The sequence below is a fragment of the Pseudomonas sp. PDM20 genome, assembly GCF_014852575.3.
In the GTDB taxonomy this organism is placed as follows: Bacteria; Pseudomonadota; Gammaproteobacteria; order Pseudomonadales; family Pseudomonadaceae; genus Pseudomonas.
The window spans coordinates 3477793-3502389 of the sequence record NZ_CM181224.1 but is presented as its reverse complement, the minus strand read 5'-3'; the positions used below and the strand labels follow the sequence as shown (position 1 = coordinate 3502389).

Here is a 24597-nt window from a genome sequence, read left to right as displayed (position 1 = left end):
CCCGCCCGCGTGGTGCCGGGTCCGGAACAGCATCCTTGCTGAAGTCCGGATCGGCTCGGGGCGAGCGGGCGGGCAGGCTGATTTATTTGAGGTTGATGGTGGTGTTCACCGCGCCGCCGACCTCGTTCTCGTCGAACCAGCGTTCGGTGACGGTCTTGGTCTGGGTGTAGAACTGCACCACCTGCTTGCCGTACGGGCCCAGGTCGCCCAGCTTGGAGCCGCGCGAGCCGGTGAAGGAGAACAGCGGCACCGGCACCGGGATCGGCACGTTGATGCCCACCTGGCCGACATCGATCTCTTCCTTGAAGTGCCGCGCGGCAGCGCCGGAGCGGGTGAACAGCGCGGTGCCGTTGCCGTTGGGGTTGGCGTTGATCAGCTCGATGGCCTCGTCGAAGGTCTTTACCGACACCACGCAGAGCACCGGACCGAAAATCTCCTCGCGGTAGATGGTCATCTGCGGGGTGACGCCGGAGAACACGGTCGGGCCGACGAAATTGCCCTTGGCGTAGCCGGACACCTGCGGGTTGCGGCCGTCCAGCTCCAGCCTGGCGCCTTCCTGGGTACCGCGTTCGATCAGGCCGCTGACGCGATCCAGCGCCGCGCAGGAGACCAGCGGGCCGACGTCGGTATTGGCCTCGGTACCGCCGCTGACCTTGAGGGTCTTGGCCTTGGCCACCAGGTCGGGAATCCAGTCGTGGGCTTCACCCACCAGGATCGCCACCGACAACGCCATGCAGCGTTGCCCGGCGGCGCCGAAGGCCGCACCGGCAATGGCGTTGAGGGTCTGCTCCTTGTTGGCGTCGGGCAGCACGATGGCGTGGTTCTTCGCTCCCATCATGCACTGCACGCGCTTGCCGGCCTGGGATGCGCGGTTGTAGACGTGGGTGCCGACGCGGGTGGAGCCGACGAAGGAGACGGCCTTGATGTCCGGGTGGTCGCAGATGGCGTTCACCACGTCCGGGCCGCCATGGATGACGTTGAGCACGCCCGGCGGAACGCCGGCTTCATGGGCCAGCTCGACCAGGCGCATGGTCACCATCGGGTCCTGCTCGGAGGGCTTGAGGACGAAGGTGTTGCCGGTGGCAATGGCCATCGGGAACATCCACAGCGGAATCATCGCCGGGAAGTTGAAGGGGGTGATACCGGCGCAGACGCCGATGGGTTGCAGGATGGTGAAGGTATCGACGCCGCCGGCCACGTTGTTGGCCAGCGCGCCCAGTTGCAGATTGCCGATCCCTGCGGCGTGCTCGACCACTTCCAGGCCGCGGAACACGTCGCCCTCGGCATCGGGCAGGGTCTTGCCCTGTTCGGCGGTGAGGATCGCCGCCAGTTCCTTCATGTTCTCGCGGATCAGCTGCTGGTACTTGAGGAAGATGCGCGCGCGGGCGCCGATGGGCGTCTTCTTCCAGGTCTTGAACGCGGCCTTGGCGCTGGATACCGCGCGCTCGACTTCCTCGGGCGTGGCGAAGGGCACGCGGGCGAGGACTTCCTGGGTGGCGGGGTTGATCACGTCGCGCCATTCGGTGGTGGTGGACTCGACGGGCTTGCCGTCGAGGAAGAGTTTGACGGTCGGGACGGCAGTTGCAGTCATCGGGGTTCTCCCAGCCTGAAGGCTTTCTTGTTGTCTGGAACGATCCTAGCAGTGCATTTTTGATGTGCTCAATGAGGTGATGTGCAAGTATGCTCTGCATTTTTGCAGACACGGCCCGTGCTGAGGCAGATATGGACTGGGACAACCTGCGGTTTTTCCTCGAGCTTTCCCGGGCCGGCAAGCTGACCGTGGCCGCGCGACGCCTGGGCGTGGACCACACCACGGTCGCCCGCCGCCTGCAGGCGCTGGAGAAGAGCATCGGCGCCCAACTGCTGGTGCGCGAGCCCGCCGGCTATCGGCTGACCGAGGCCGGCCACGGGCTGCTGCCCCAGGCCGAGGCCATGGAAAGCGCCTGCAAGGTGATCGAGAAGCGCCTGGCCGGCGCCGAAGACAATCTCTCCGGCAAGGTGCGCATCGGCGCCACCGAGGGTTACGGCTCGACGCTGCTGACCTCGCAACTGGTGGAGCTGAACCAGCGCCACCCGCACCTGGGTGTGGACCTGCTGGCGGTCCCACGGGCGTTGCAACTGTCGCGCCACGAGGCGGACATAGTGATCACCCTGGAGCGCCCCGGCCGCGGGCCTTACCTGATTACCCGGCTGACCGACTACGTGCTGCGCCTCTACGCCTCGCAGGACTACCTCGCCGAGCGCGGGCCGATCCGCAACCGCGACGACCTGCGCGAGCACGCCCTGGTCGGCTACGTCGACGACCTGCTCTACAGCAAGGAGCTGCAGTACCTCGACGAGATCGGCCGGCCGTTGCACATGGCGCTGCGCTGCACCAGCATCCTCGCCCAGCAGCGCGCGGTGTCGGAGGGCGCCGGGCTGGCGATCCTGCCGGCGTTCGCGGCAGCCGAAGACCCGTCGCTGCAGCCGGTGCTGGCAGGGGAAATCGAGTTCGTGCGGACCTTCTGGATGCTGATGCCGACCGAACTCAAGGATATCGCGCGGATGCGCACCACCTGGGATTTCCTGCGGGAAAAGGCCGAAGGCAGCCAGCACGTACTGATGGGCCGCGCCGTTTGAGTGTCGGCAGGATGGAAGTTTCAACAGTGACAGGGACCCGCCAGGACAGCGCGGGAACCGTTTGAGGAGAAGGAAGCATGGCTGAAATCATCCCGCTGTCGGCGGAGCTGGAACAACAACTGGCAGACCTGCAACAGCAGGGCCTGGAGCTGCTTCAGCTGGCGCCGGAGTTGCCACCCCATGAGGTGGTCGCGGCGATTACCCAGTACGTGCGCGAAGCCAAGGCGCAGCAGCGTGAGGTGGACGATGACACGGTGTTCGCACTTGGCGCACTGCTGGGACGGCAGTTCGTGCTGGGGCTGGGGTGGCACTGGGGCGATGTCACCTGGGACAACGATCCCGACTCGGCAGCTATCGGTGTGCTCAACCCGGATGATTCGCTGTTCAACAACCCCATCGGCTGGGTCAGCCAGGCGCTGGGCAGCGAGGGCGGCGTGACCTTCATGCTGAGCTACAACATGATTCAGGCCAACGAAACTCCGGTGTTCGAACCGGGGAGCGCGACCGGGCTGTACTGACGGTGGCGCGAGGGAGACGGGTTTGCCCCATCTCCCCTGGGGTGCCTTGCTGTTACGCCAGGCCGACGTAGAGGTTCTGCACGTCGTCGTTGCCGTCGAGGGCATCGAGGAAGGCTTCGACTTCCTCCAGCTCCGCGTCGGACAGGCTTACCGGGTTCTTCGCCTTGTAGCCGAGCTTGGCCGAGGCGACGGTGAAACCGTGCTCGGGCAGGGCGCGGCAGACGGCGTCCAGATCGGTGGAGTCGGTGAGGAACAGGGTGTCGCCTTCTTCCTCGCCCGGCTCGAAGTCCTGGGCGCCGGCTTCGATGGCGGCCAGTTCCGGGTCGGCGTCAGCGCTGGCCGGGGTGGCCTCGACCAGGCCCAGATAATCGAAGTCCCAGGAGACCGAGCCGGAAGCGCCCAGCTGGCCCTTGCGGAACAGCACGCGGATTTCCGCGATGGTGCGGTTCACGTTGTCGGTCAGGCATTCGACGATCACCGGCACGCGGTGCGGGGCGAAGCCTTCGTAGACCACGCGCTCGAAGGTGGCGGCGCCGTCCAGCAGGCCGGCGCCTTTCTTGATGGCGCGCTCCAGGGTATCGCGCGGCATCGAGGCCTTCTTGGCCTGCTCGACGACCAGGCGCAGTTTCGGGTTCATGTCCGGGTCGGCGCCATTGCGCGCGGCGATCATGATTTCCTTCGACAGTTTGCCGAAGATGCGGCCCTTGGCGTTGGCGGCGACTTCTTTATGTTTGGCTTTCCACTGGGCGCCCATAGTGATCTCTTGCTGGCGGTTGCTGATGGGCGGCAAGTCTAAGGCCTCGCGCGGCCGCTGGCGATATCCGCTGGATCAGTGCGGGACCGCGAACACCGCACTGGCCTGCGCCACCACCTTGTCGCCCACCGACAGCAGCGCATTGGCGAAGGCCATCTGCCGGCCGTGCCGGTTGTGCAGCAGGCGGATGCTCAACCAGTCGCCGACCTGCGCAGTGGAGACGTAGTCCAGGGTCAGGCTGGCGGTGACCAGCGGCTGCGGCGGCTGGCTGGAGAAGGCCATGGCGTAACCCATGCCGATGTCCGCCAGGGTGGCGAGGATGCCACCGTGTACGCCGCCGCGGCTGTTGGTGTGGCGTTCGTCCAGCAGCAGGCCGAGTTCCAGTGAATCACCTTCGCCGCGCACCAGGAACGGGCCGAGCAGGTCCAGCAACGGATTGCGCCGCTGCAGCGGCTGGAAGCCTTCGGGGTAACCCAGGTCGGCGATCGCGTTCATTGCCAGCCTCCGGTGTGCTGCTGCAGCACGGCGCGGACGGTTTCGATGACCCGTTGCGGGACGCGGTAATCCGGGTGGGCGCGGAACACCGCCGCCGCATCGGCCAGGCGGGTGAGGGCGAGCAGCTCGCTCTCGGCCTTGCGGGTATCGCTGGCGCCCGCCGGCAGGGCCAGTGCCTGGCGCTCGCAGGAACAGGCTGCCTGCGCGTTGACCAGCCCGCAGTGCTGCTGCATGAACTCATCCAGCCGCAGGCGTGCCCGTGACAGGCGCTTGCGATAGGCCGCCGGCTCGATCTCCAGCACCGCTGCCGCCGTCTCCGAGACCAGCCCGAAGGCGATGTCGAGCACATAGGCCAGGCGCTGCTCGCGCTCCAGGCACATCAGCATGCCCTGGGTGCAGGCCAGCGCGATGCGCTCGGCGGTAAGCTTGTCGGCGGGCTCCAGCGGGCGTTCATTGGCCTCCGCCAGGCGCAGGCCGAGGTCGAGCTTTTCCGCCAGCGCCTCCAGCGACACGGTGGGCGTCTCGCGGACCTTGGTGCGCGCAGTCAGCAGCGCGTTGCTTGCGATGCGGAAAGCCCAGGTGGAGAACTGGCTGTCGCCGCGGAAGCTGGCGAGGTGCGTGGTGATGCGCAGGAGGATTTCCTGGCTGGCGTCCTGGGCATCTTCTCGGCGGCCGAGCATGCGCAGGGCGAGGTTGTAGACCGGTGATTGCAGGGCCACCAGCAGTGCGTCGAGGGCGGCGGGGTCGCCTTGCTGGGCGCGTTGCAGTTGCTGCGGGTCGATGGCGGGAAATTTCATGGTGTCCTCCTGACGTGCCGGACGAAAGACCGGCTGTTCTTCCTTGGACTCGGCTCCACTGATTTTTGTGACCATCAACCCTGTGCGGAGAGAAAGGTATACAGCCGCTCATCCAGCGAGTGCGCGACGTTGAAGCGCATCCACGGCACGCTGCGGCCGTCAGGCATGAACAGCTGGCCGGGGAACAGCAGGATCTTCGCTTCCTTGGCGCGGCTGGCGAGCAGGGTGGCGTCATCCACCGCGCGGTGCCGGGCCCAGAGGAACAGGCCGGCGCGCGGTTCATGGAAGATTTCCAGGCCGGCGGCTTCCAGGCGTCGCGCCACGCTGTCGTGGGCTTCGCCGAGCTGGTCGCGCAGCTGGCGCACGTGCTTGCGGTGGCGGCCCTGCAGGAGGATGTCCAGGGCCAGGGTCTCGGTGAGTTCCGAGCTGGTCAGGCCGCTGACCATCTTCAGCGGTACCAGCTCCTCGATCAGCTCGGGGTGCGCGGCGATGAAGCCGGTGCGCAGCGCCGGGGCGATGACCTTGGACAGGCTGCTGATGTAGATCACCCGCGCCAGCTGGTCGAGGTTGGTCAGCAGCAACTGGCCGGCGGGGTCGAGGTCGGCGTAGATGTCGTTCTCGACGATCAGGAAGTCGTACTTCTCCGCCAGTTGCAGCAGACGATGCGCCGCAGCCAGCGACAGGCTGCCGCCGGTGGGGCTCTGCAGGCGCGCCTGGGTGAAGTAGACCTTGGGGCGGTGTTCGCGGGCCAGTTGCTCCAGGCGGTCGAGATCCAGCCCGTCGGCGCTGCGCGGCACGCCCAGCAGCTGCGCGCCCTGCAGGCGCAGGTTGAGGAACAGGTTGTGGTAGCCAGGCTCGTCAACGAGCACCGGGTCGCCACGCTGCACCAGGTAGCGCACGGTCAGGTCCAGCGCCTGGCTGGCGCCGGCGGTCAGCAGGATCTGCTCCGGGCTGGCAGCCACGCCGGCATCACCCAGGCGGTCGGCCAGCTTGCCGCGCAGCTTTGGGTTGCCCTTGCTGTGGCCGTAGTTGCCGAACTGGGTCGGTTCTTCCCGCGCCAGGCTGCGCAAGCCGCGCAGCAGGCCTTCGCCGTCGAGCCAGTGTTCGGGCAGCAGGCCGACGCCGGGTCGCAGCTCCATGCCCAGCGGCTGGAAGACCTTGTGCAGCAGCAGGTGCGCATCGAAGTCGAATTCGGTGGGCGCCTCATCGCTGGCGCTGTCCTCGACCGCCGGGCCGCGCACATAGAAGCCGGCGTTGGGCACGGCGTTCAGACAGCCGCGCGCCACCAGCCGGTCGTACGCCTCGACCACGGTGAAGTGGCTGACGCCGTTGGCCTGGGCGAACTTGCGGATCGAGGGCAGCTTGGCGCCGGGGCGCAGGCGCTGCTCGTCGATGGCCTGGGCGATGCCGTCGACGATCTGGGTGACCAGGGGAATGTCCGAGGTGGGGTCGAGCAACAGCATCCGAAGGTCCGATTCTGGTGGGGAAGGATCTGTACAGGTCCGCGGACCATAACAGCACTGCAATTTCTGCGTTGTCCCTGTGCATGGTGCGGGCCGGGCGCGCCCAGCACACTCGGTCCCAGACGGCGGCAATTCGCCGCACAGCCTGAAACAAGAACCCCCGAACAAGAACAGGGACAGCCCGTCATGCGTGACACAGCTTACAACATCGATCCGTCGAGCATTTCCGCCGAAGAGTGGCAGGCCCGCTGCGACCTCGCCGCGCTGTACCGGCTGATTGCGCACTTCCGCTGGACCGACCACATCGACACCCACGTCTCCGCGCGGGTGCCGGGCGAGCCGGGCCACTACCTGATCAATCGCTACGGCGTGATGTTCCATGAAATGCGCGCCTCCGACCTGGTGAAGGTCGACCACGCGGGCGACGTCATCGATCCGCGCTTCGGGCCGAAAAGCGTCAATCGCGCCGGCTTCAACATCCATTCCGCGGTACACGCCGCCCGCGAGGACGTGGCCTGCGTGATCCACACCCACACCGCCGCCGGCATCGCGGTATCCGCCCAGGAAGACGGCCTGCTGCCGATCAGCCAGCACGCGCTGAAGTTCTACAACCGCCTGGGTTACCACGACTACGAAGGCATTGCCCTGGACCCGGCCGAGCGCTCGCGCCTGGTCGGCGATCTGGGCAGCCACATGGTGATGATCCTGCGCAACCATGGCCTGCTGGCTACCGGGCGCTGCATCGCCGAAGCCTTCAACCAGATCTACTTTCTCGAACGTGCCTGCCAGGCGCAGGTCCAGGCCCTGGCTGGTGGCCGCCAGCTGTGTTACCCGTCGCACGTTGTGTGCGAGCGCGTTGCGGTACAGGAAGAGGAAGCGCTGGTCGACGGCCTGCACCTGCTGGCCTGGGAATCGGCGTTGCGCCTGATCGAGGACGGCGAGGCCGCCTATCGCAGTTAAGAAAAACAGGCCTACCTGACCCTGTTACCGTGCCCCGGTCCGCAGAGACCGGGCGCCTGCGTGCTTGCACCATCTGCCAACAACAAAGCCAAGAGGTGGAAATGAAAAACCCGATTCTGGGAGCCCTGCTCATGGGCGTGGCGTCCGGCGCCATGGCTGCTGACCTGACCGTGATCTCCTTCGGTGGCATCAGCAAGGACGTACAGACCGAAGCCTTCTACAAACCCTTCGAGAAGAAGGAAGGAATGAAGGTGATCGCCGGCGAGTACAACGGCGAAATGGGCAAGATCAAGGCCATGGTCGACACCGGCGGCGTCAACTGGGACGTCGTCCAGGTGGAAGGGCCGGAGCTGCTGCGCGGCTGCGAAGAAGGCCTGTTCGAGCAACTCGACCCGGCGATCCTCGGCAAGGCCGAAGACTACGTGCCCGGCACCATCTCCGACTGCGGCGCCGGCCTGCTGGTATGGTCGATGGCCATGGTCTACGACGGCAAACGCCTTGCCAACGGCCCGACCGGCTGGACGGATTTCTGGGACACGAAGAAATTCCCCGGCAAGCGCTCCCTGCGCAAGGGCGCCAAGTACACCCTGGAGATCGCCCTGCTGGCCGATGGCGTGAAGAAGGAAGACCTGTACAAGGTACTGTCCACCAAGGAAGGCGTGGACCGCGCGTTCAGGAAGCTCGATGAGATCAAGCCGTCGATCCAGTGGTGGGAGTCCGGCGCGCAGCCGATGCAGTTCCTCGCCAGCGGCGACGTGGTCATGAGCACCGCCTACAACGGCCGCGCCTTCGCTGCGCAGGAGGAGGGCGTGCCGATGAAGGTGGTGTGGAACGGCAGCCTGTATGCCATCGACTCCTGGGCGATCCCCAAGGGCAGCCCGAACAAGAAGGCCGCCGAGGACTTCATCGCCTTCTCGCTCTCGCCCGAACAGCAGAAGATCCACACCGTGAAGCTGGGCTACGGCTCGGTGAACCTGGGGACCAACAAGCTGATCGATCCCAAACTGATCGAGCGCCTGAACACGGCGCCGGCGAACCTCGAACAGGCCGTGCCGGTGAACTTCGAGTTCTGGGTCGACCACGGCGAGGACCTGGAGCAGCGCTTCAACGCCTGGGCGGCGAAGGGCTGATCGGCGGTTTGACGCGGGTGGCAACACCCGCGTGATCGAATCGCTGGCGCGGTTCGCCCCTGCGAGGAGTCGTGTTCCCCCTCAGGGGCGGGCCCTGCCCGCGACCCGCCGGCAGGGCTGGCGTCAATTCAAACCTTGCGCCACACGCTCGCCAGCCAGGGCTGCTGCTCCCGTGGCAGGCCTGCCGGACGATAGTAGTGCTCGAGCTCGCGGAAGCCGGCGTTCTCCAGCAGGCGCGTCCAGTTCTCCAGGTCGTGGTAGGAGCCGTAGCGCCCGCCATTCCAGCCTTCCTGATTCTCCCCGCGCGGATTGGAGCTGAACAGCACGCCACCCGGCTTCAGCGCCCCATGCAGCTGGCGCAACACACGCGGCAGCTCGCTGCGCGGTACGTGGAACAGGCTGGCATTGGCATAGATGCCGTCGAAGCGCTCGGCGGGCAGCTCAAGAGCGAGGAAATCCTGCTGCCAGACTTCGCAGCCGCTGGCCTCGCGCGCCATGGCGACGAAGTCGGCGCAGCCGTCCAGACCGACCGGTGCATGCCCCATGCCTTTCAGAGCACACAGGTCGCGGCCTGGACCGCAACCGAAATCGAGCAGCACGAAAGGTGCTTCGCCCTGGATATGTCGCAGCAGCGCGGCAATGTTCTGGGTGACGTCGTGGTCCCAGGTGCCCTCGCGGAAAGACTGGGCACTGTTCTGGTAGTGCTGCAGGGTGACGCGGGAAATGTCGCGCAGGATCGGGTCTTCGGTGCTCATGGCGGTAGTCGGTCCGGGGTGGATGTCCGAGTCTACAACGACGCCTGACGGATGGCCCCATTGGCCGGTCACCGCAGGGCGAATAACCCGGAGCAGGCTGTCCGCCATGGCGGCGGATAACGCCATAGGCGTTATGCGCCCTACAGGGTTACAGCGGAGTCTCCCTGTAGGAACGGGCCGCTTACTAGAAATGCAGGGGCGCGATCGCGCCCATGAGGCGCTCCTACAGGGAAGTTTGAAAGTCGGCCTTGGGGCGCGGGCGGTAAAGGGGCGGTCCTAGACTGAGGCATTGCCATCACGGATCGCCAAGATGCTCCTCTCCCGAACCCTGTCCGGCCTGGATTGGCCCGCACTCACCCAGCAACTCGACGCCGACGGCCACGCGCTGATCCCCGGCCTGCTGGACAGGGCGCAGTGCGAGACGCTCCGCGCGCTCTACGACCAGGAGGCGCCATTTCGCAGCCGCGTGGTCATGGCCCGGCACAACTTCGGCCTCGGCGAATACCGCTACTTTGCCTATCCCTTGCCGACCCTGCTGCAGGAGCTTCGTCAAACCTTCTATCCGCCGCTGCGGGCCATCGCCAACACCTGGCAGGAGCGCATGGGCACCGGCATCCAGTACCCGCCGGAGCATGCCGGCTTCCTCGACCAATGCCACGCTGCCGGCCAGCGGCGGCCGACCCCCTTGCTGCTGCGCTACCGTGCTGGCGACTACAACTGCCTGCACCAGGACCTCTACGGGGAACGGGCCTTCCCGCTGCAGGTGGCGATCCTGCTGTCGCGGCCGGGCGAAGAGTTCACGGGCGGCGAGTTCGTCCTCACCGAGCAGCGCCCGCGCATGCAGTCGCGGGCGAGCGTGGTGCCTTTGCAGCAGGGCGATGCGGTGGTGTTCGCCGTGGCCCAGCGCCCGGTTCACGGCGTGCGCGGCTATCACCGGGTCAATCTGCGCCACGGCGTCAGTCGCCTGCATACCGGCGAGCGCTTCACCCTCGGGGTGATCTTCCACGATGCGCTGTGAGGAGTAGCATGGATCGGTCCAGGGAACCGGGAGATCGACATGCACTACGAAGTGATTCAGCGTCACCGCAGCGAGTACCCCGCGCCCATCACCTTCGCCAGGGGCGCACCGCTGTTCGTCGGTGAGCGTTATGAAGGCGCCGAGGGCTGGGAAGACTGGTACTTCTGCTCCACGCCCGGCCAGCGCGAGGGCTGGGTGCCGGCGCAGGTCTTCAACATGACTGCGCCGGGCGCGGGGGTGGCGATGGAGGACTACACCGCCCGCGAGCTCGACGTCGAAGTCGGCGAGCGCCTCGAAGGCGGCCGCGAGCTGGGCGGCTGGCTCTGGTGCGTGCGCTCCGGTGGCGAGGCCGGCTGGGTGCCGCTGGATTGCCTGCAGGAAGTCAGCGCCTGACCCGGCAACGCCTGCTACGCAATGGAGTCAGGCCTTGTAGCGGCGTCCGGCGTGCTGCTTGAGCCAGGCCATCAGCCCGCGCTGCTGCACCACCGTGGGTTGCTCTACCAATAGCGCGGCGCTGGCCTTCTGGCGGAAGTCCAGCAGACGGCCCATGGCCTCGGCGATCTCCTGGCGCGCCTCCATGCAGGGAGCGAGGGTTTCCTTGTCGATGTAGTAGGCGGCGCCATCGCTGATCGCGGTGAACTCAGCCTGCCAGGCCGAACCGGTCAGCACGCCGGCCTCGCCGAACACTTCGCCTGGCCCCATGCGGCCGGCCTCGATGGTCTGGCTGTCGTGGGGCAGGGTGACGCTGACCACGCCGGAGTCGATGATCAGCAGGCGGTCGCTGACATCCCCCGGCGCCAGCAGCACTTCGCCGCGCTTGAAGGGGCGGCGCTGCATGCGCTTTGCCAGTTCGTCGCGTTCCTCGTCGCGCAGTGCATCGAACAGCCCCGAACGCACCAGCAGCGCCCGTGCCCGCGAGGCGCTCTCGCGCATCGGCGCATCGGCTTCGGCGAGCAGGTTGATGCCTGCGGCCTGCAGGTGGCGGTAGGCGAGGTCGAACAACTGGTTGCGCACCTCGCGCTTCTCGCCCATGGCGGCGACGAAGCCGCTCATTTCGTATTCCACACCGTCCGGCGCGGACTTGCGCACGCTTACCGCTGGCGCAGGCGTGGCCAGCAGCGCTCGACAGCCGCCGAGCGCGTGCTCCAGCGCCTCCACGACCTTGCGCGGGCGGATGTGCGGGCTGACCGTCAGGCTCACGCTGACGCCATAGAGGTTTGCCGGGCGGCTCAGGTTGAGCACCTTGGCCTTGGCGGCGAGGGAGTTGGGCACCACGGCCAGCGTGCCCTGCGAGGTCTGCAGGTAGGTGGAGCGCCAGTCGATCTCGGTGACCTTGCCCTCGATACCGTCGATGGAGATCCAGTCGTCCAGCTGGTACGGCTTGGTGGTGTTCAGCACGATGCCGGAGAACACGTCGCTCAGGGTGCTCTGCAGCGCCAGGCCGAGGACGATGGCAACCACCCCGGAAGTGGCCAGCAGGCCCTTCACCGGCAGCTCCAGCACGTAGCCGGCGGCGGCGATGATGGCGACCAGGAAGATCAGTGCGCCGACCACGTCCTGCAGCAACCGCCCGCCGTGGCCGATGCGTTGCACCAGCAGGAAGCCCAGCACCACCGTCAGACAGCGCGCGGCGAACAGCCACCAGAATATCTGCACGGCCGTGGCGACCATGTGGCTGGGCAGGTCATCCGGCCAGGGCGCGGCGCGCAGCGGGTTCATCCCGGCGTTGAACAGCAGCAGGCTGAACAGCAGGAAGCACAGGATGCGCGTGGCCAGCCGCCAGTGCGGATGAGCCGGGCCGACCAGCCGCCAGAGCAGCAGGTCGATCAGCAACAGGACGGGGGCGGCGAACAGCGGGTGGGAAGTGAGCAGGGCGGGCATCGAGCCTCTCCTTGGAACGATCGCAAGAAGATGGCACAGAAAGCGCTTTCTGGCAGCGGCCTCAGCTCGGGTTGTGCGAGTTCACCAGCTTCAGCCACTCATCGGTCTCGACTTCCCCGGCAATGCGCAGCCTGGGTTCGCTCTCGTCGAACAGCACCAGGGCGCTGCCGTACTCGGGGGTGTCGGTCTCGCGCACCTTGAGGTTCTCGCGCAGGAGGTCGAAGCATTCGCTGTGAGTGACCAGCACGAGGTTGCGGTGCGCGGCCTTGTGCTGGCGGATCTGCTCGGCGAGGTCGCCATCCTTGCAGGTGAGCAGCCAGTCCTGGCGCGCCACGTTGCGGTCGAACATCAGGTCGGCGGTCTGCATGGTGCGGTTGGCCGGGCTGCTGTAGATGTCGGTGGCGGTCAGGCCCAGGCGCGTGATGCTCTCGCCCATGCTCCGGGCCAGGGCGGCGGCGCGGGCGGTGATGCCGTCGGCGGCGCCCAGGCATTCGGCGGTGGAGCGGTCGCAACGCTCCATGTGGCGCACCAGCAGGACGACCCCGCCGCGGGCCCAGTTGTGCGCGAACAGGCTGCTGCTCGGCACGTCTTCCAGTGGCGTGGGCAGCGAACGCCAGGCCACCAGGGCGAGAGTGGTGCAGGTCAGCAGGGAAGCGGCCAGAAGGCGAAGGCGGGGCAAGGGTCATCCTCGTGCGCAGGCGTCCGCGCGGGATGCGGGAAGCTGAAGGCATGCTGCACCGGGCGGGTGACAATCACGCGATGGGTTGATGACGGGGCGGTGATGAAAGTTCCCCGTGCCCATCGGAAGGTAGGGGCCTAGCGAGCGCTTTCGACCACGCTGACGGTGGCGGTGGTGCCGGCGCGCAGGCGGTCGCGGCCCTTGTAGTCGGGGGCGATGGCGATACGCACGGGGATGCGCTGGGCGAGTTTCACCCAGGTATAGCTCGGGTTGATGTTGGCCAGCAGGCGCGCGCCGGGGGCGTTCTCGCGGTCGGTGATGGCGAAGGCGATGCTCTCGATGCGGCCGTCGAAGCGCTCGCCACTCATCAGCTGCACGTCCACCCGGTCCCCCTCGCGGATACGCGGCAGCTTGGTTTCCTCGAAGTAGCCGCCGACGTAGAAGGAGTCGCTGTCCACCAGCGCCACCAGTGAATGGCCGGCCGTGGCGTAATCACCGGCGCGGGTCAGCAGGTTGGTCACGTAGCCGTTCACCGGCGCCATCACCTGGGTGCGCTCCAGGTCCAGGCGTGCCTGCTTCTGCGCGGCTTCGGAGAGCGCCACATTGGCTTGCGCCAGGCCCAGGTTGGCCTGTTCGCGCAGCAGTTGGGCCTCGGCCACGGTGACGTCGGTCTGCGCCTTCTCCCATTCCTCGTTGGAGATCGCCGAGCGCGCCTTCAGCGCCCGGCGCCGGACCTCCTCGTTGTGGCGCTGCTGCAACAGCGCCTGGTTGGCAGTGATGGCCGCCTGGGACTGGCCGAGTGCGGCGCGGGCGACTTCCACCGCGCGGTCGGCGTGCAGCACCGCCAGTTCGTAGCGCGCCGGGTCGATGGTCAGCAGCAGCTCGCCCTTTTTGACGTGCTGGTTGTCCTTCACCCGCAGTTCGACGATACGCCCGGTGACGTCCGCCGAGAGCGTCACCACGTCGGCGCGCACGCGGGCGTCGCGGGTCCAGGGCGCGCGGGTGTAGTAGGTCCAGGCGAAGTAACCGAGGATCAGGGCGAGCGCGACCACGGCCAGGGTGATCAGCGGCGGCAGGGCTTTGCGCAGGCTGGCCATTCAGTGCAGGGCTCCCATGAGCAGGATCAGGCCTGCGCAGATGCAGGCATAGAGCGCGCCTTCGAACAGCGCCTCGTGCCAGACCAGACGCAGGACGCCGAGGCGACGCAGGCTCCAGTCCAGCAGCAGGAAGATCGGCAGGGCCAGCAGCAGCGCCTGGGCCAGCGGCGGCAGGTAGACCCCGCCCAGTTCGATATCAACGGGCATGCAGCGCGGCTTCCCCGTGGTCGTCATGGAGGGCGGCGGATTCGCCGTAGAGGTCGCGGAAGCGCTCCAGCAGGTCGGCGGCCACCAGCAGCGCGACGCCGCTGACGAACACCGGGCGCATGGCGTCGCCGCTGGGGTAGTTGCCGTGGCTTTGCAGCTCGTCCAGCTCGCTGCCCAGCTCGCGCATGGCCGGCAGTACCCGGTGCAGCGGCGCGGCGGGTGGCTGGTCGAGGCAGGCGGCGAGTTCATCCAGCAGCAGTGACAGGCGCTCGCGCAGCGCTTGCGGCAGGCCGTTGGGGTTCAGGCTCTCGCGGCGCAGCTGGTGCAGCACCACACCCAGGGTCATGCTCGCCAGGCTGCACTGGAAGCGCTCGCCGGACTGGTTGTCGCGCGCCGCCGGCAACAACCCGAGCATGATCGCCAGGCGATCCACCATGCGGCTCTCGAACAGGAAGCGGCGAGCTTCGCTGGGCTTGGACAGCAGTACCGAGCGCACCTCGGCGCGGGTGCGGCGCGACTGACGGCGCAGACGCGCATCGGCGTCAAAGGGGAACACCCAGGCGTAGACCAGCAACGCCAGCACACCGGCACTGACGTAGCCGCCGGCGAACTCGAACCATTGCAGCGAGGTGTTGATCCACGCGCCCTGGTTCTGCGGGCCGACCAGGAGGAAGGTCGATAAGCCCAGACCGATGCCGATCCCGGCTGTCTGCGGGTTGGCCAGCCCGACTGCGATCACGTACAGCAGCGGCGTGAGGAACAGCGCGAGCATCTCGAAGTCGCCAACGCTGGGCAGCAGCAGGAACTGCAGCAGCGCCGCCGCCACCAGCGCCATGGCCAGCCCGCGCATGTAGGCCAGGCTCGCCATCAGCGGGCGCGGGAAGGTGGCGAGCAGGGAGCAGAGGATGCCGATCAGGATCATCCCGGCGCGGGCGCCGTCCCAGGCGGTCTCGATCCAGATCCAGCCGGCGCAGCACAGCGCGACGAACGCGCGGGTGGCGTTCATCGCGGCGAGGTGGAAGTCCAGGTGCAGGGCGTGGGCCTGGCTCTGCGGGTAGGAGCTGCTGCCGGGGCGGCCCTCCTGGATCGCCTCGCTCAGCTCGATCATCTCGTCGAGTTGCTGCATCAGCCGCGCCTGCTCGAAGCGCAGCGCCCAGGCCAGTGAACGCAGTGACGTGGGCAGGCCGTCGGCCAGTTCCTCCGCCTGCCGGGCGGCGGCGCCGAAGCGCTGGCGCAGCTGGGTGATGCGCTTGCGGGTGGCGCCGGGCAGGTCGCGGCCGAACTCGGCCAGCTCGGCAAGGCAGGCCAGTTCGTCCTCGCGCAGGCGCCGCACGGATTCGGGTAGCGGGCCGCTAAGGCGCGCTTCGATCAACTTGCGCTGGCGCCGCAGGATGGCCAGGCGCGAGGTCATCAGCACCAGCTGGTTGGCCAGTTGCTGCACCAGTTCATCGGCGCCGCGCAGCCGCGGGGCGTCGAAATACAGGTGGCGGCGCAGCATTTCCAGGGCGGCTATCTCGCCCAGTAGTTGCTTCTGGCGTTGCTGGAAGTCTTCCTCCAGCTCCTCGCCGCGGATCACCGCGGCGGCGTGCACGGCAATCAGGCGGATCAACTGGTCGACCTTGGCGAAATAACCGCGCGCGACACTCTGCGGCCGGGCGAAGAACAGGCTGACCAGGGTCACGCAGGCAACGCCCAGCAGGGTTTCGGTGACGCGGGTGATGGCCAGGGTGTAGGTGGATTCGGGCGCCGGCTGGGCCAGCAGCGCGACTATCACCGCGGTGAAGCCGCTGAGGACGAAGGCGTGGGAGTAGGTGAAGCGCATCAGGGTGCCGCCGGCCGTGCAGAGCGCCAGCCACAGCGCCAGGGTAACGATGAAGGGCAGCGGCGCCTGGGGAAACAGCGCCATGATGGCCACGGCGACCATGGCGCCGATGGTGGTGCCGATTACCTGGGCGAAGCTTTTCTGCAGGGTCATGCCGGCCAGCGGGGTGCTGATGATCACCACCGTCATGGTCGCCCACTTGGGCTGGTCGAGGTCAAGCAGGAACGCCAGGTAGAGCGTCAGCAGCCCCGCCAGCACGGTGCGCAGGGCGAACAGCAGGGTATCGCGGCCAGGATGGATGATGGCGCGCAGGTACAGCAGCATGGGTGACATGCCAGGCCCTCGATCACGGCGGGAAGACGCCCCGGCGGTGGAGCGTCGCGAACCCTGTTGAGTGTGGTCGAGGTTTTCCGGCTGTGGGAAATTTCTTGGCTTAGCCGGTGGCGTGCAGCGACTGCGCCAGACGCTCCTGGATGAAGTCGAGGAAGCACTGGATGCGCAGCGCCAGCTGCGAGTTGCGGTAGTACACCGCGTGGATCGGCTGGCGGCGCTCGCTGGTCATCTCCGGCAGCACGCGCACCAGCCGGCCGGCGCGGATGTCGTCACAGGTCATGAAGCTGGCGAGGCAGGCGATGCCCTGGGCGCCGATGGCCAGCTGGCGCAGGGTCTCGCCGCTGGAGGCGGACAGCGACGGGTCGACCGTGAGGGTGTCGCCCCCGGCGTGGCGGATCGGCCAGACGTTCAGCGCCTCGGGCTGGGTAAAGCCCAGCAGCGAGTGGCCGAGCAGCTCTTCCAGGTTGGTCGGGGTGCCGTGGCGCTCAAGGTATTGGGGAGCGGCGAGCAGGTTCAGGCGGCTGCTGCCCAGCGGACGGGCGTGCAGGCTGGAGTCGGCGAGGTGGCCGATGCGGATGGCGATGTCGGTGCTCTGTTCCAGCAGGTCGATGTTGAGGTCGTTGGTGTTGAGCTGCAGCTCGATGTCCGGATAGCGCTCGCGGAAGGCGCCGATATGCGGCACTACCGCGTGGAGCATGAAGGGCGACGCCGCGTTGATCCGCAGACGCCCGGCCGGGGATTGCTGGCGCAGGGCCAGGCGCTCTTCCAGGGCGTCCATCTGTTCGAGGATGTGCCGGGCATTCTCGAGGAAGAACTCGCCTTCCTCGGTCAGCTTCATGCGCCGCGTGGTGCGGTTGAGCAGGGTGGTGCCGAGCTTTTCCTCCAGCTTCGACAGCGCCCGGCTGACGGCCGAGGGCGTCAGCCCCAGTTGTTCGGCGGCGGCGGTGATGGAGCCGCAGTCGATCACCGTGGCGAAGGTCTTGAGTTCGTCGGAGTGGGCTTTCATCGGCAGGCCTGTTCGGGAGCGGCGGGGTGATTGTAGGGGCGGCGTAGCTGGGTTGTCTTGAACATCGGGCGCCATTGCAGGAGCAGGCCATGCCCGCGACCGCGCCCTTAGGGCGACTCTGCAGGGAGATTCGGTGCCAGGTGCCGGTAGGGTTGGAATTCGTCCGATGGCAGACTTCCGCTGCGATGGCCAGCGCCGGCCCTGCCGACGGATCGCGGGCATGGCCCGCTCCTACAGGGATACCGGTGCTGGGACCAGGGTGCGGGACTCAGTAGGTGCCCGGATAGGCGCCGCCATCGAGCAGCAGGTTCTGCCCGGTCAGGTAGCCGGCGTGGGCGCTGCACAGGAAGGCGCAGAAAGCACCGAACTCCTCGGCGCTGCCGAAGCGCCCGGCGGGGATCTCCTGTTTGCCGGCATCCACCAGTTCGCCTTCGTCGCGTCCACTGAGGGTTGCCGCGCGGTGGAAGCCGCTGCGCAGGCGGTCGGTGTCGAAGGAGCCGGGCAGCAGGCCGTTGAGGGTCACGTTGTTGCCCGCTACCTGCGGCTGGCGGGCAACGCCGGCAACGAACCCGGTCAGGCCGCTGCGCGCGCCGTTCGACAGGCCGAGGGTGGCGATCGGCGCTTTAACCGAACCGGAGGTGATGTTGACGATGCGCCCAAAGCCGCGTTCGGCCATGCCGTCGATGGTGGCCTTGATCAGCTCGATGGGCGTGAGCATGTTCAGCTCCAGGGCACGCAACCAGTCCTCGCGTTCCCAGTCGCGGAAATCACCAGGCGGGGGACCGCCGGCGTTGTTGACCAGGATGTCCACCTGCGGGCAGGCGGCGACCAGTGCGGCGCGCACGTCCGGCTGGCTGATGTCGCCGGCCACTTCGCGTACTTCCACGCCCAGCAGGCGCAGTTCAGCGGCGGTGGCGGCGAGGGTGTCCACGTCGCGGGCGTTGATCGCCAGGTTCACGCCCTCGCGGGCCAGCGCCAGGGCGCAACCCTTGCCCAGGCCCTTGCTGGCGGCGCTGACCACGGCCCAGCGGCCCTTGATGCCCAGATCCATGATGTTCTCCTGTTCGTTCTGAGGGTTTTGTCCGGGGCGCTCTTGTAGGATGGGTGGAGCGCAGCGATACCCATGCGGCGGGGGCACGGCATCGATGGGTATCGCTGCGCTCCACGCCATCCTACGACGTGTTCATCCTGCCAGATGGGGATTCGGCTTTACCCCGAAGCGGTCCGGTCAGGCGATGACCATCGGCGCCGGCAGGCGACTGATCCATTTACCGCTGCCTGCGCCGGACTTCAAGCGGTGCAGCGCTTCGGGCAGCTCGGCGAAGTCGAAAAATTGCTTCGCCGGCGCCTGCAGCTGGCCATTGGCGACGCCCTGCATCAATTGTTCTGCGCCTGCGTGCAGTTCTTGCCAGTCGAGGGTTTCGCCATGGGCGTGGATACTGTTGAGCGCCACTTCATGCAGCGAGATGGCGGTACTGAAAGCCGGCAGCGGGGCGCCTTCCTGGCGGTCCTGGATGCACACCAGGTGGCCGTTGTAGCCCAGCAGCGGGGCGAGGCTGGCGGCGTGGTTACCGCTGACGGTGTCGAAGATCCCGTGCAGGCGACGCGGGCCGAGGGCTTCGAGCAGGTGCTGGGTCCACTGGCCGTCGCGGTAGTCGAAGACTCCGGCGATACCCAGTTGCAGCAGGTGCTCGCGGCGTTTCGCCGAGGCCGTCACCCACACGCGCAGGCCGCGTTGCAGGGCGAGTTGCGCCAGCAGGTAGCCGACTGCTCCGCCGGCCCCGGTCACCAGCACGTCGCGGTTGTTGCAGGCCGGCAGCTTGTCCAGTGCCTGCCAGGCGGTGAGACCGGGGCAGGGCAGGCTGGCGGCGGTGGCGTCGTCCAGCGAATCGGGCACCGGGTAGACGGCGCGGGCGCGCAGCAGGGTGTATTCGGCGAAGCTGCCGCCGCGGGTCAGCGCCTGGTGGTAGGCGACGCGGGCACCGGCGCGCAGGTTCACCTCGCTGCCCACCGCGATGACGATGCCGACGCCATCCACGCCGGGCACCTGGCCTTGCTGCCAGTCGTCGCGGCCCCAGTCGATCATCTTCCAGTCCACCGGGTTCAGTGCGATGGCGGTGTTGGCCACCAGCACTTCGTCCGGGCCCGGCGTGGGCACCGGCAGGCGGGCGAGGGTCAGCCCGTCGAGGCCGGCGCCGGGCGTCCAGGTCCAGGCGGCGTAGTCGTTTGCGGGGGTGTGTTCGGGTGCTCTCATGAGTATTCCTTGGAAGCGGAAAAGCCGCCCCGAGGGGCGGCTGTCAGACAGGGACGAATCAATCCCAGGCCGGGGCCAGGCTTTCCGGGCTGGTGATGCGCTCGTTGCGCTCCAGCGCGGCGATGGCGGCCATGTCGGCGTCGGTCAGGCGCAGGTCGACGGCGCGCAGGTTGCCTTCGAGGTTCTCGCGCTTGGTGGACGAGGGGATGACCGAGTAGCCCAGCTGCATGGCCCAGGCCAGGGTGACCTGCGCCGGGGTTGCACCGTGGCGCTTGGCGATCTCGATGATCACCTCGTCGCTGAGCACCTTGCCGTAGCCCAGGGTCATGTAGGAGGTGATGTGGATGCCCTGGCTTTTGGCGAAATCGACGACCTTGCGGTTCTGCAGGTAGGGGTGCAGTTCCACCTGGTTGGTGGCGATCTGGCCCGCACCAACGGCGGCGATGGCTTCCTGCATCAGCGCGATGGTGAAGTTGGAGACGCCGATCTCGCCGGTCAGGCCCTGGGCCTTGGCTTCGGCCAGGGCGCCCATGAATTCGGCGACCGGGACTTCGCCCTTGGGTGACGGCCAGTGGATCAGGGTCAGCTCGACACGGTCGGTACGCAGCTTGTGCAGGCTGTCCTTGAGGCTGGGGATCAGCTTGTCGGCAGCGTAGTTCTCGGTCCAGATCTTGGTGGTCAGGTACAGCTCGTCACGCTTGACCCTGGCGCCGGCAATGGCCTCGCCGACGTCGGCTTCGTTGCCGTAGATCTGCGCGGTGTCGATGGCGCGGTAGCCCAGGTCCAGCGCGGTGCGGATGGAGTCGATGACGGTCTGGCCCTTGAGGCGGAAGGTGCCGAGGCCGAATGCGGGAACGCTCATGGGAAGTCTCCTTGGTCGATCAGTGAGTGGGAACCGCGCCAGCGGCGGCCGGTTCCATGGAATTTCTGCGGTCCAGACGGCCACTCAGGGCGGTCAGGCCGAAGGCGGCGAGGGTGACCACGGCGGCGATCCAGGGGGTGTGGCCCAGGCCCAGGTGACTGACGACCAGACCGCCCGCCCAGGAACCGCCAGCCACGCCGAGGTTGAACGCGGCGATGTTGAAGCCGGCGGCCACGTCCACGGCATCCGGCGCCACGCGCTCGGCCTGTTGCACGACATACACCTGCAGGCCTGGCACGTTGCCGAAGGCCACTGCGCCCCAGGCCAGCACCGTCAGCACCACCAGCCACGGGTTGCCGGCGGTGAAGGTCAGCACCAGCAGTACCGAAGCCAGCAGGCCGAAGATGATCTTCAGGGCGCTGACCGGGCCGCGCTTGTCGGCCAGGCGGCCGCCCCAGATATTGCCGATGGCCACCGAGACACCGTAGGCCAGGAGCACGGCGCCGACCATGTTCGGGCTGAAACCGGCCAGGTCCTGGAGGATCGGCGCGAGGAAGGTGAAGGCGATCAGCGAACCGCCGTAGCCCACGGCGGTCATCGCATAGACCAGCAGCAGGCGCGGTTGCAGCAGCACGCGGGCCTGGCGCAGCAGCGGTGCCGGCGGGGTGTGCTGGATGTTCTTCGGCACGAACAGCAGGCTGCCGAGCAGGGCGACCACGCCAAAGGCGGCGACCACCAGGAAGGTCACGCGCCAGCCCAGGTGCTGGCCAATGAAGGTGCCCAGCGGGATGCCGGTGACGAAGGCCACGGTCATGCCGCTGAACATGGTCGCGATGGCGCTGGCGGCCTTGTCCTTGCTCACCAGGTTGGTGGCGATGATCGAGCCGACCGAGAAGAACACACCGTGGGCCAGGCCGGTGAGGATGCGCGCGATGATCAGCGATTCGTAGCTGGGTGCCTGCCAGGCCACCAGGTTGCCGAGGGTGAACAGCGCCATCAGGCCGACCAGCAAGGCCTTGCGCGGGATGCGCCCGGTCATGGCGGTGAGCAGCGGTGCACCAATGGCGACGCTCAGGGCGTAGAGGCTGACCAGCAGGCCGGCGGAGGGCAGGGTGACGCCCAGGTCGGTGGCGATGGTCGGGATCAGGCCGACGATGACGAACTCCGTCGTGCCGATGGCGAAGGCGCTGAGCGTCAGCGCCAGGAGTGCGAGGGGCATGGTGTGGGGCTCCGGACGAATGGGATGCGATGGGAGGCATTGTCCGGAAGTCAGTCATTGAGAAAAACGCGGTAAACAGCAAAGGATAGTTGAGTCGGAGTCACGAATAGCGGGGTGTCTACGCTGATGTATTCATGAGGATCAGCGATGAAGGGCATCCCCGAGGAGGATTCATCCATGCATTACACCGGCACTTGCCACTGCGGCGTGGTGGCTTTCGCCTTCGACGCGGAGCTCGATGAACTGGTGCGCTGCGACTGTTCGCTGTGCGGCAAGCGCAACGCCCTGATGGCGACCGTGCCGAAGGACAACTTCCGATTGACCCGCGGTGATCAGGCCCTGCACCTGTATCGCTGGAACAGCGGCGTCGCGCTGCATTACTTCTGCGGGACATGCGGCATCTACGTTTACCACCAGCGCCGCAGCAATCCGGCGCTGCTCAGTGTGAATGCCTGCTGCATCGACGGCTTCGACCCGGAGTCGCTGCCGCTGCGGCGGGTGGACGGCAAGAGCATGACCACCGTGGTTTCCGGGAACGACGGAGCCAACCTGTAGGAGCAACTGTCTTTCCCTGGTAGTTCGGTGTTTGTGCTTTCCCCCTCACCCCAGCCCTCTCCCTCAGGGAGAGGGAGCAAATCGTGCCGGCTGACGCTGTGATTTCATCCGGCACCGAACGGAGAGGGTTAGGGTGAGGGCCGATCCGAGCACAGATCTATCCCGTAGGAGCGGGCGCTGTGCGTCGGTAATTCCCGCTAGTTGCGGATTCCGCCGCCCGGGACTTCGCGGATAAGTTCGTAGGGCGCATATCGCGCCAGCGTTATCCGCCCTGCAAGGCCAGATGCCCATAAAAAAGCCCCGCATTGCGCGGGGCTCTTTCATTCACTCGTCACTCAGGCGTGCTTGCGCAGCTCGGTGCTGAGGCCGGCCTGGGCGATCGTTGCGATCGCCTGGTCGCGAGCGGCCTCGGAGTCGTACAGCTTGCTGGTCAGCAGTTCTGCACCGGTGTTATCGCGGATCACGAAGAAATTCTTGCCGCCGGGGGACATCTGGCGCTTGTAGCGCTCGACGGCCGCACAGGAGCTGCGGAGGCTGTTGATGGCCTGCTCGGCTGCCTCCTGTGTCGGGTAGGCCAGAGTTTCCAGCAGAGTACCGTGGGCAGTGTTCTTGAGCAGAACGCGACGGTTGCCGCTGCTGAGTTCCTTGATTTCATACCAACCGGGCATGTGTAGCTCCATATAACCGGTGTCAACGTCCTGCGGGTGTTCCCGCAGGGTGACAGGCCAGTTTAGGAGTACGAGCGTTCTATTTGTATAGGAAAAGTCCTATGAATCATGGGGTTACTGTATCAATTTGTCTCAGGGTCACGGGTCTCAGAACGTCGCCTTGACCTGCAGGCCGAGCAGCAGGGCGTTGTCGATGTCCTGGCCGGAGAAGGCGCCCGGCTCGATGACGTACTGCACGTCCGGGCGCAGGGTCAGCCAGGGGGTGGCCTGGTAGCCGTAGCTCAGCTCGATCAGTTGTTCGCCGCTGTCCAGGTTCGGATAGTCCTGGCCGTTGGCGAGAGCGTTGTTCTCCTGCACCTCGCGGCTGCGCGGGTTGGGCACGGCGCGGCCATAACCCAGCGCGAGGCTGTCCTTCGGGCGGCCTTCGAAGGGCTTGTAGAGCACGACGCCGGCGCCATACCACCTGGTGAAGGGCGAGGCGGCGCTGCTGGCGGCCGAAGCCTGGCCGAACAGGTGCAGGCTGCGCCCCTTGGTGGCCGGGTCGTTCCACACGGCCTGGTCCACCAGCAGGTAGTGGCCGCTGCGGCCGGACTCCTGCTTGTCGCTGCCGATGCGCTGTACGTCGGAGCTGTCGTAGTACCAGCCCAGCTTGTACTCGCCGGGCAGCTCGCCCTGGGGCTTGTAGATCAGCTCGATGGGCACCACGGTGCCGGTGGTGTGCCTGGGGGTGAGGTGCCAGGCGCGGCTGGAGTTGCCGTTGCTTTCCGGGTCGACGTTGAAGGCGGCGATGCGCAGCTGCCAGTCCGGCGCGAAGCTGTACTTCACCCGCGCTCCCAGGTGCGCGTTGGGGTAGTTGGTCCAGCCGCTGCCGCCGGACATGTTCAGCGGGTGGCCGCAGAAGCCGGCGTTCATGAAGTTGCAGAGGATGCCGCTGTCCAGCCCGCCGACGTCGTTGCCCATGGCCATGTAGCCGAGCTTGAAGTTCAGCGCCTGGCTCAGGTCGCGCTCATAGCTCAGCTCGGTCAGGCGGGTATAGAGGCCGCCGTAGTTTTCCTGCACCGGCAGGCGGTTGCCCACCAGGTCTTCCGAGGCGCTGTTGCCGCGACGGTCGTTGATGGTCAGCTGGACCTTGCCGCCGTTGTCCAGGCCGTAGAGTTTCGACAGGTCGAACTGCACGCCCAGCTTGATGTTCTGCGAATAGCGCGCCGAGCGGTGCAGGCCGCCGTGGGTGTTGTAGGCGGTCTCGCCGCTGTAGTCGCCGGTGAACTTGACGCCGTCCTGTTCCAGCTGGTGGCGCAGGCCGCCCCAGTCGCCGGTCATGGTGGGTCGGTCGAGGAGGCCTTCTTCGGCCAGCGCAGGCAGCGAGGCGACGCACAGCAGCAGGCCGGGCGTTAGGCGAAGGGAAGTGCGCATGGGATTTCCTGAACGTGAAGCGAATAAAAAAAGGCGCGGTGGTAGTGCCGCGCCGGAAGGAGACGCCCGCACGAGGCGGGCGCGATGGGATC

The 24597-nt window shown here is 67.1% G+C and carries 25 protein-coding genes; 7 read left to right on the top strand and 18 right to left on the bottom strand.

The window, feature by feature from the left end:
- Positions 1-82: 82 nt before the first annotated feature.
- The gene (locus tag IB261_RS15975) at positions 83-1591 is read right to left on the bottom strand and encodes a CoA-acylating methylmalonate-semialdehyde dehydrogenase (RefSeq protein ID WP_192382567.1); all 1509 of its coding nucleotides are present in this window, start codon (positions 1589-1591) and stop codon (positions 83-85) included.
- A gap of 131 nt (positions 1592-1722) precedes the next feature.
- On the opposite strand from IB261_RS15975, the gene IB261_RS15970 reads away from it, so the two are divergent.
- Positions 1723-2619, top strand: coding sequence for a LysR family transcriptional regulator (locus IB261_RS15970; protein WP_192382566.1), 897 nt, complete (start codon positions 1723-1725; stop codon positions 2617-2619).
- A gap of 77 nt (positions 2620-2696) precedes the next feature.
- Positions 2697-3137, top strand: coding sequence for a hypothetical protein (locus IB261_RS15965; RefSeq protein WP_225606063.1), 441 nt, complete (start codon positions 2697-2699; stop codon positions 3135-3137).
- Positions 3138-3189: 52 nt separating this feature from the next.
- On the opposite strand, the gene IB261_RS15960 is transcribed toward IB261_RS15965, so the two are convergent.
- The 4 genes from IB261_RS15960 to IB261_RS15945 form a co-directional block, all read right to left on the bottom strand.
- Positions 3190-3891 (bottom strand): YebC/PmpR family DNA-binding transcriptional regulator, encoded by a 702-nt coding sequence (locus IB261_RS15960; RefSeq protein ID WP_081520439.1) that lies wholly within the window; start codon positions 3889-3891, stop codon positions 3190-3192.
- 75 nt (positions 3892-3966) lie between these two features.
- Positions 3967-4386, bottom strand: a complete 420-nt coding sequence (locus IB261_RS15955) for a PaaI family thioesterase (RefSeq protein ID WP_192382565.1) — start codon at positions 4384-4386, stop codon at positions 3967-3969.
- A complete protein-coding gene (locus IB261_RS15950) occupies positions 4383-5183 on the bottom strand; it encodes an RNA polymerase sigma factor (protein WP_192382564.1) in 801 nt (266 codons plus the stop codon). The genes IB261_RS15955 and IB261_RS15950 overlap by 4 nt, the downstream gene beginning before the upstream one ends.
- 74 nt (positions 5184-5257) lie before the next feature.
- Positions 5258-6646: an aminotransferase-like domain-containing protein gene (locus tag IB261_RS15945; protein WP_192382563.1), complete on the bottom strand. Its 1389-nt coding sequence runs from the start codon at positions 6644-6646 to the stop codon at positions 5258-5260.
- 186 nt (positions 6647-6832) lie between these two features.
- Here IB261_RS15945 and IB261_RS15940 point away from each other — a divergent pair, with 186 nt between their 5' ends.
- Both IB261_RS15940 and IB261_RS15935 read left to right on the top strand, forming a co-directional pair.
- Positions 6833-7606: a class II aldolase/adducin family protein gene (locus tag IB261_RS15940; RefSeq protein WP_192382562.1), complete on the top strand. Its 774-nt coding sequence runs from the start codon at positions 6833-6835 to the stop codon at positions 7604-7606.
- Between the two features lie 101 nt (positions 7607-7707).
- Positions 7708-8736: an ABC transporter substrate-binding protein gene (locus IB261_RS15935; protein ID WP_192210961.1), complete on the top strand. Its 1029-nt coding sequence runs from the start codon at positions 7708-7710 to the stop codon at positions 8734-8736.
- 128 nt (positions 8737-8864) lie between these two features.
- Here IB261_RS15935 and IB261_RS15930 read toward each other — a convergent pair whose 3' ends face one another.
- Positions 8865-9491: a class I SAM-dependent methyltransferase gene (locus IB261_RS15930; RefSeq protein WP_192210962.1), complete on the bottom strand. Its 627-nt coding sequence runs from the start codon at positions 9489-9491 to the stop codon at positions 8865-8867.
- 310 nt (positions 9492-9801) lie between these two features.
- Between IB261_RS15930 and IB261_RS15925 the strand changes: the two genes are divergently transcribed.
- Together IB261_RS15925 and IB261_RS15920 are read left to right on the top strand one after the other, a co-directional pair.
- Complete coding sequence (locus IB261_RS15925; RefSeq protein ID WP_192382561.1) at positions 9802-10509, top strand: 2OG-Fe(II) oxygenase; 708 nt, start codon at positions 9802-9804, stop codon at positions 10507-10509.
- A 39-nt stretch (positions 10510-10548) separates the two neighbouring features.
- Positions 10549-10902 (top strand): SH3 domain-containing protein, encoded by a 354-nt coding sequence (locus tag IB261_RS15920; protein WP_081520431.1) that lies wholly within the window; start codon positions 10549-10551, stop codon positions 10900-10902.
- 27 nt (positions 10903-10929) lie between these two features.
- Here IB261_RS15920 and IB261_RS15915 read toward each other — a convergent pair whose 3' ends face one another.
- From IB261_RS15915 to IB261_RS15870, 10 genes are all read right to left on the bottom strand, one after another.
- The gene (locus IB261_RS15915; RefSeq protein WP_081520430.1) at positions 10930-12390 is read right to left on the bottom strand and encodes a mechanosensitive ion channel domain-containing protein; all 1461 of its coding nucleotides are present in this window, start codon (positions 12388-12390) and stop codon (positions 10930-10932) included.
- Positions 12391-12451: 61 nt separating this feature from the next.
- Complete coding sequence (gene pmrG, locus IB261_RS15910) at positions 12452-13069, bottom strand: lipopolysaccharide core heptose(II)-phosphate phosphatase PmrG (protein ID WP_081520429.1); 618 nt, start codon at positions 13067-13069, stop codon at positions 12452-12454.
- 137 nt (positions 13070-13206) lie between these two features.
- A complete protein-coding gene (locus tag IB261_RS15905) occupies positions 13207-14166 on the bottom strand; it encodes an HlyD family secretion protein (RefSeq protein WP_192382560.1) in 960 nt (319 codons plus the stop codon).
- Entirely contained in the window at positions 14167-14373 is a 207-nt protein-coding gene (locus IB261_RS15900) for a DUF1656 domain-containing protein (RefSeq protein WP_045207441.1), read from the bottom strand. It lies immediately after the preceding gene.
- Positions 14363-16528 carry an FUSC family protein gene (locus IB261_RS15895; RefSeq protein WP_192382559.1) on the bottom strand — a complete coding sequence of 722 codons (2166 nt, stop codon included), beginning with the start codon at positions 16526-16528 and terminating at the stop codon, positions 14363-14365. The genes IB261_RS15900 and IB261_RS15895 overlap by 11 nt, the downstream gene beginning before the upstream one ends.
- A gap of 100 nt (positions 16529-16628) precedes the next feature.
- Entirely contained in the window at positions 16629-17534 is a 906-nt protein-coding gene (locus IB261_RS15890; protein WP_081520426.1) for a LysR family transcriptional regulator, read from the bottom strand.
- A gap of 268 nt (positions 17535-17802) precedes the next feature.
- Positions 17803-18585 carry an SDR family oxidoreductase gene (locus IB261_RS15885; protein WP_192382558.1) on the bottom strand — a complete coding sequence of 261 codons (783 nt, stop codon included), beginning with the start codon at positions 18583-18585 and terminating at the stop codon, positions 17803-17805.
- 177 nt (positions 18586-18762) lie between these two features.
- Positions 18763-19788, bottom strand: coding sequence for a zinc-binding dehydrogenase (locus IB261_RS15880; RefSeq protein WP_151187208.1), 1026 nt, complete (start codon positions 19786-19788; stop codon positions 18763-18765).
- 58 nt (positions 19789-19846) lie between these two features.
- Positions 19847-20650: a 2,5-didehydrogluconate reductase DkgB gene (gene dkgB / locus IB261_RS15875; RefSeq protein ID WP_081520423.1), complete on the bottom strand. Its 804-nt coding sequence runs from the start codon at positions 20648-20650 to the stop codon at positions 19847-19849.
- Between the two features lie 19 nt (positions 20651-20669).
- Complete coding sequence (locus tag IB261_RS15870; RefSeq protein ID WP_192223517.1) at positions 20670-21869, bottom strand: MFS transporter; 1200 nt, start codon at positions 21867-21869, stop codon at positions 20670-20672.
- A 177-nt stretch (positions 21870-22046) separates the two neighbouring features.
- Here IB261_RS15870 and IB261_RS15865 point away from each other — a divergent pair, with 177 nt between their 5' ends.
- Positions 22047-22424 carry a GFA family protein gene (locus tag IB261_RS15865; RefSeq protein ID WP_192382557.1) on the top strand — a complete coding sequence of 126 codons (378 nt, stop codon included), beginning with the start codon at positions 22047-22049 and terminating at the stop codon, positions 22422-22424.
- 335 nt (positions 22425-22759) lie between these two features.
- On the opposite strand, the gene IB261_RS15860 is transcribed toward IB261_RS15865, so the two are convergent.
- Positions 22760-23092: a DUF1508 domain-containing protein gene (locus IB261_RS15860; protein ID WP_081520420.1), complete on the bottom strand. Its 333-nt coding sequence runs from the start codon at positions 23090-23092 to the stop codon at positions 22760-22762.
- Positions 23093-23239: 147 nt separating this feature from the next.
- On the bottom strand, positions 23240-24505 hold the full coding sequence (locus tag IB261_RS15855) for a carbohydrate porin (protein WP_192382556.1): 1266 nt from the start codon (positions 24503-24505) through the stop codon (positions 23240-23242).
- Between the last annotated feature and the right edge of the window lie 92 nt (positions 24506-24597).

Bases quoted from the DNA above. Each gene is read 5' to 3' on its own strand.
- IB261_RS15975 (WP_192382567.1), bottom strand. From the start codon at position 1,591: ATGACTGCAACTGCCGTCCCGACCGTCAAACTCTTCCTCGACGGCAAG.
- IB261_RS15970 (WP_192382566.1), top strand. From the start codon at position 1,723: ATGGACTGGGACAACCTGCGGTTTTTCCTCGAGCTTTCCCGGGCCGGC.
- IB261_RS15965 (WP_225606063.1), top strand. From the start codon at position 2,697: ATGGCTGAAATCATCCCGCTGTCGGCGGAGCTGGAACAACAACTGGCA.
- IB261_RS15960 (WP_081520439.1), bottom strand. From the start codon at position 3,891: ATGGGCGCCCAGTGGAAAGCCAAACATAAAGAAGTCGCCGCCAACGCC.
- IB261_RS15955 (WP_192382565.1), bottom strand. From the start codon at position 4,386: ATGAACGCGATCGCCGACCTGGGTTACCCCGAAGGCTTCCAGCCGCTG.
- IB261_RS15950 (WP_192382564.1), bottom strand. From the start codon at position 5,183: ATGAAATTTCCCGCCATCGACCCGCAGCAACTGCAACGCGCCCAGCAA.
- IB261_RS15945 (WP_192382563.1), bottom strand. From the start codon at position 6,646: ATGCTGTTGCTCGACCCCACCTCGGACATTCCCCTGGTCACCCAGATC.
- IB261_RS15940 (WP_192382562.1), top strand. From the start codon at position 6,833: ATGCGTGACACAGCTTACAACATCGATCCGTCGAGCATTTCCGCCGAA.
- IB261_RS15935 (WP_192210961.1), top strand. From the start codon at position 7,708: ATGAAAAACCCGATTCTGGGAGCCCTGCTCATGGGCGTGGCGTCCGGC.
- IB261_RS15930 (WP_192210962.1), bottom strand. From the start codon at position 9,491: ATGAGCACCGAAGACCCGATCCTGCGCGACATTTCCCGCGTCACCCTG.
- IB261_RS15925 (WP_192382561.1), top strand. From the start codon at position 9,802: ATGCTCCTCTCCCGAACCCTGTCCGGCCTGGATTGGCCCGCACTCACC.
- IB261_RS15920 (WP_081520431.1), top strand. From the start codon at position 10,549: ATGCACTACGAAGTGATTCAGCGTCACCGCAGCGAGTACCCCGCGCCC.
- IB261_RS15915 (WP_081520430.1), bottom strand. From the start codon at position 12,390: ATGCCCGCCCTGCTCACTTCCCACCCGCTGTTCGCCGCCCCCGTCCTG.
- IB261_RS15905 (WP_192382560.1), bottom strand. From the start codon at position 14,166: ATGGCCAGCCTGCGCAAAGCCCTGCCGCCGCTGATCACCCTGGCCGTG.
- IB261_RS15900 (WP_045207441.1), bottom strand. From the start codon at position 14,373: ATGCCCGTTGATATCGAACTGGGCGGGGTCTACCTGCCGCCGCTGGCC.
- IB261_RS15895 (WP_192382559.1), bottom strand. From the start codon at position 16,528: ATGTCACCCATGCTGCTGTACCTGCGCGCCATCATCCATCCTGGCCGC.
- IB261_RS15890 (WP_081520426.1), bottom strand. From the start codon at position 17,534: ATGAAAGCCCACTCCGACGAACTCAAGACCTTCGCCACGGTGATCGAC.
- IB261_RS15885 (WP_192382558.1), bottom strand. From the start codon at position 18,585: ATGGATCTGGGCATCAAGGGCCGCTGGGCCGTGGTCAGCGCCGCCAGC.
- IB261_RS15880 (WP_151187208.1), bottom strand. From the start codon at position 19,788: ATGAGAGCACCCGAACACACCCCCGCAAACGACTACGCCGCCTGGACC.
- dkgB (WP_081520423.1), bottom strand. From the start codon at position 20,650: ATGAGCGTTCCCGCATTCGGCCTCGGCACCTTCCGCCTCAAGGGCCAG.
- IB261_RS15870 (WP_192223517.1), bottom strand. From the start codon at position 21,869: ATGCCCCTCGCACTCCTGGCGCTGACGCTCAGCGCCTTCGCCATCGGC.
- IB261_RS15865 (WP_192382557.1), top strand. From the start codon at position 22,047: ATGCATTACACCGGCACTTGCCACTGCGGCGTGGTGGCTTTCGCCTTC.
- IB261_RS15860 (WP_081520420.1), bottom strand. From the start codon at position 23,092: ATGCCCGGTTGGTATGAAATCAAGGAACTCAGCAGCGGCAACCGTCGC.
- IB261_RS15855 (WP_192382556.1), bottom strand. From the start codon at position 24,505: ATGCGCACTTCCCTTCGCCTAACGCCCGGCCTGCTGCTGTGCGTCGCC.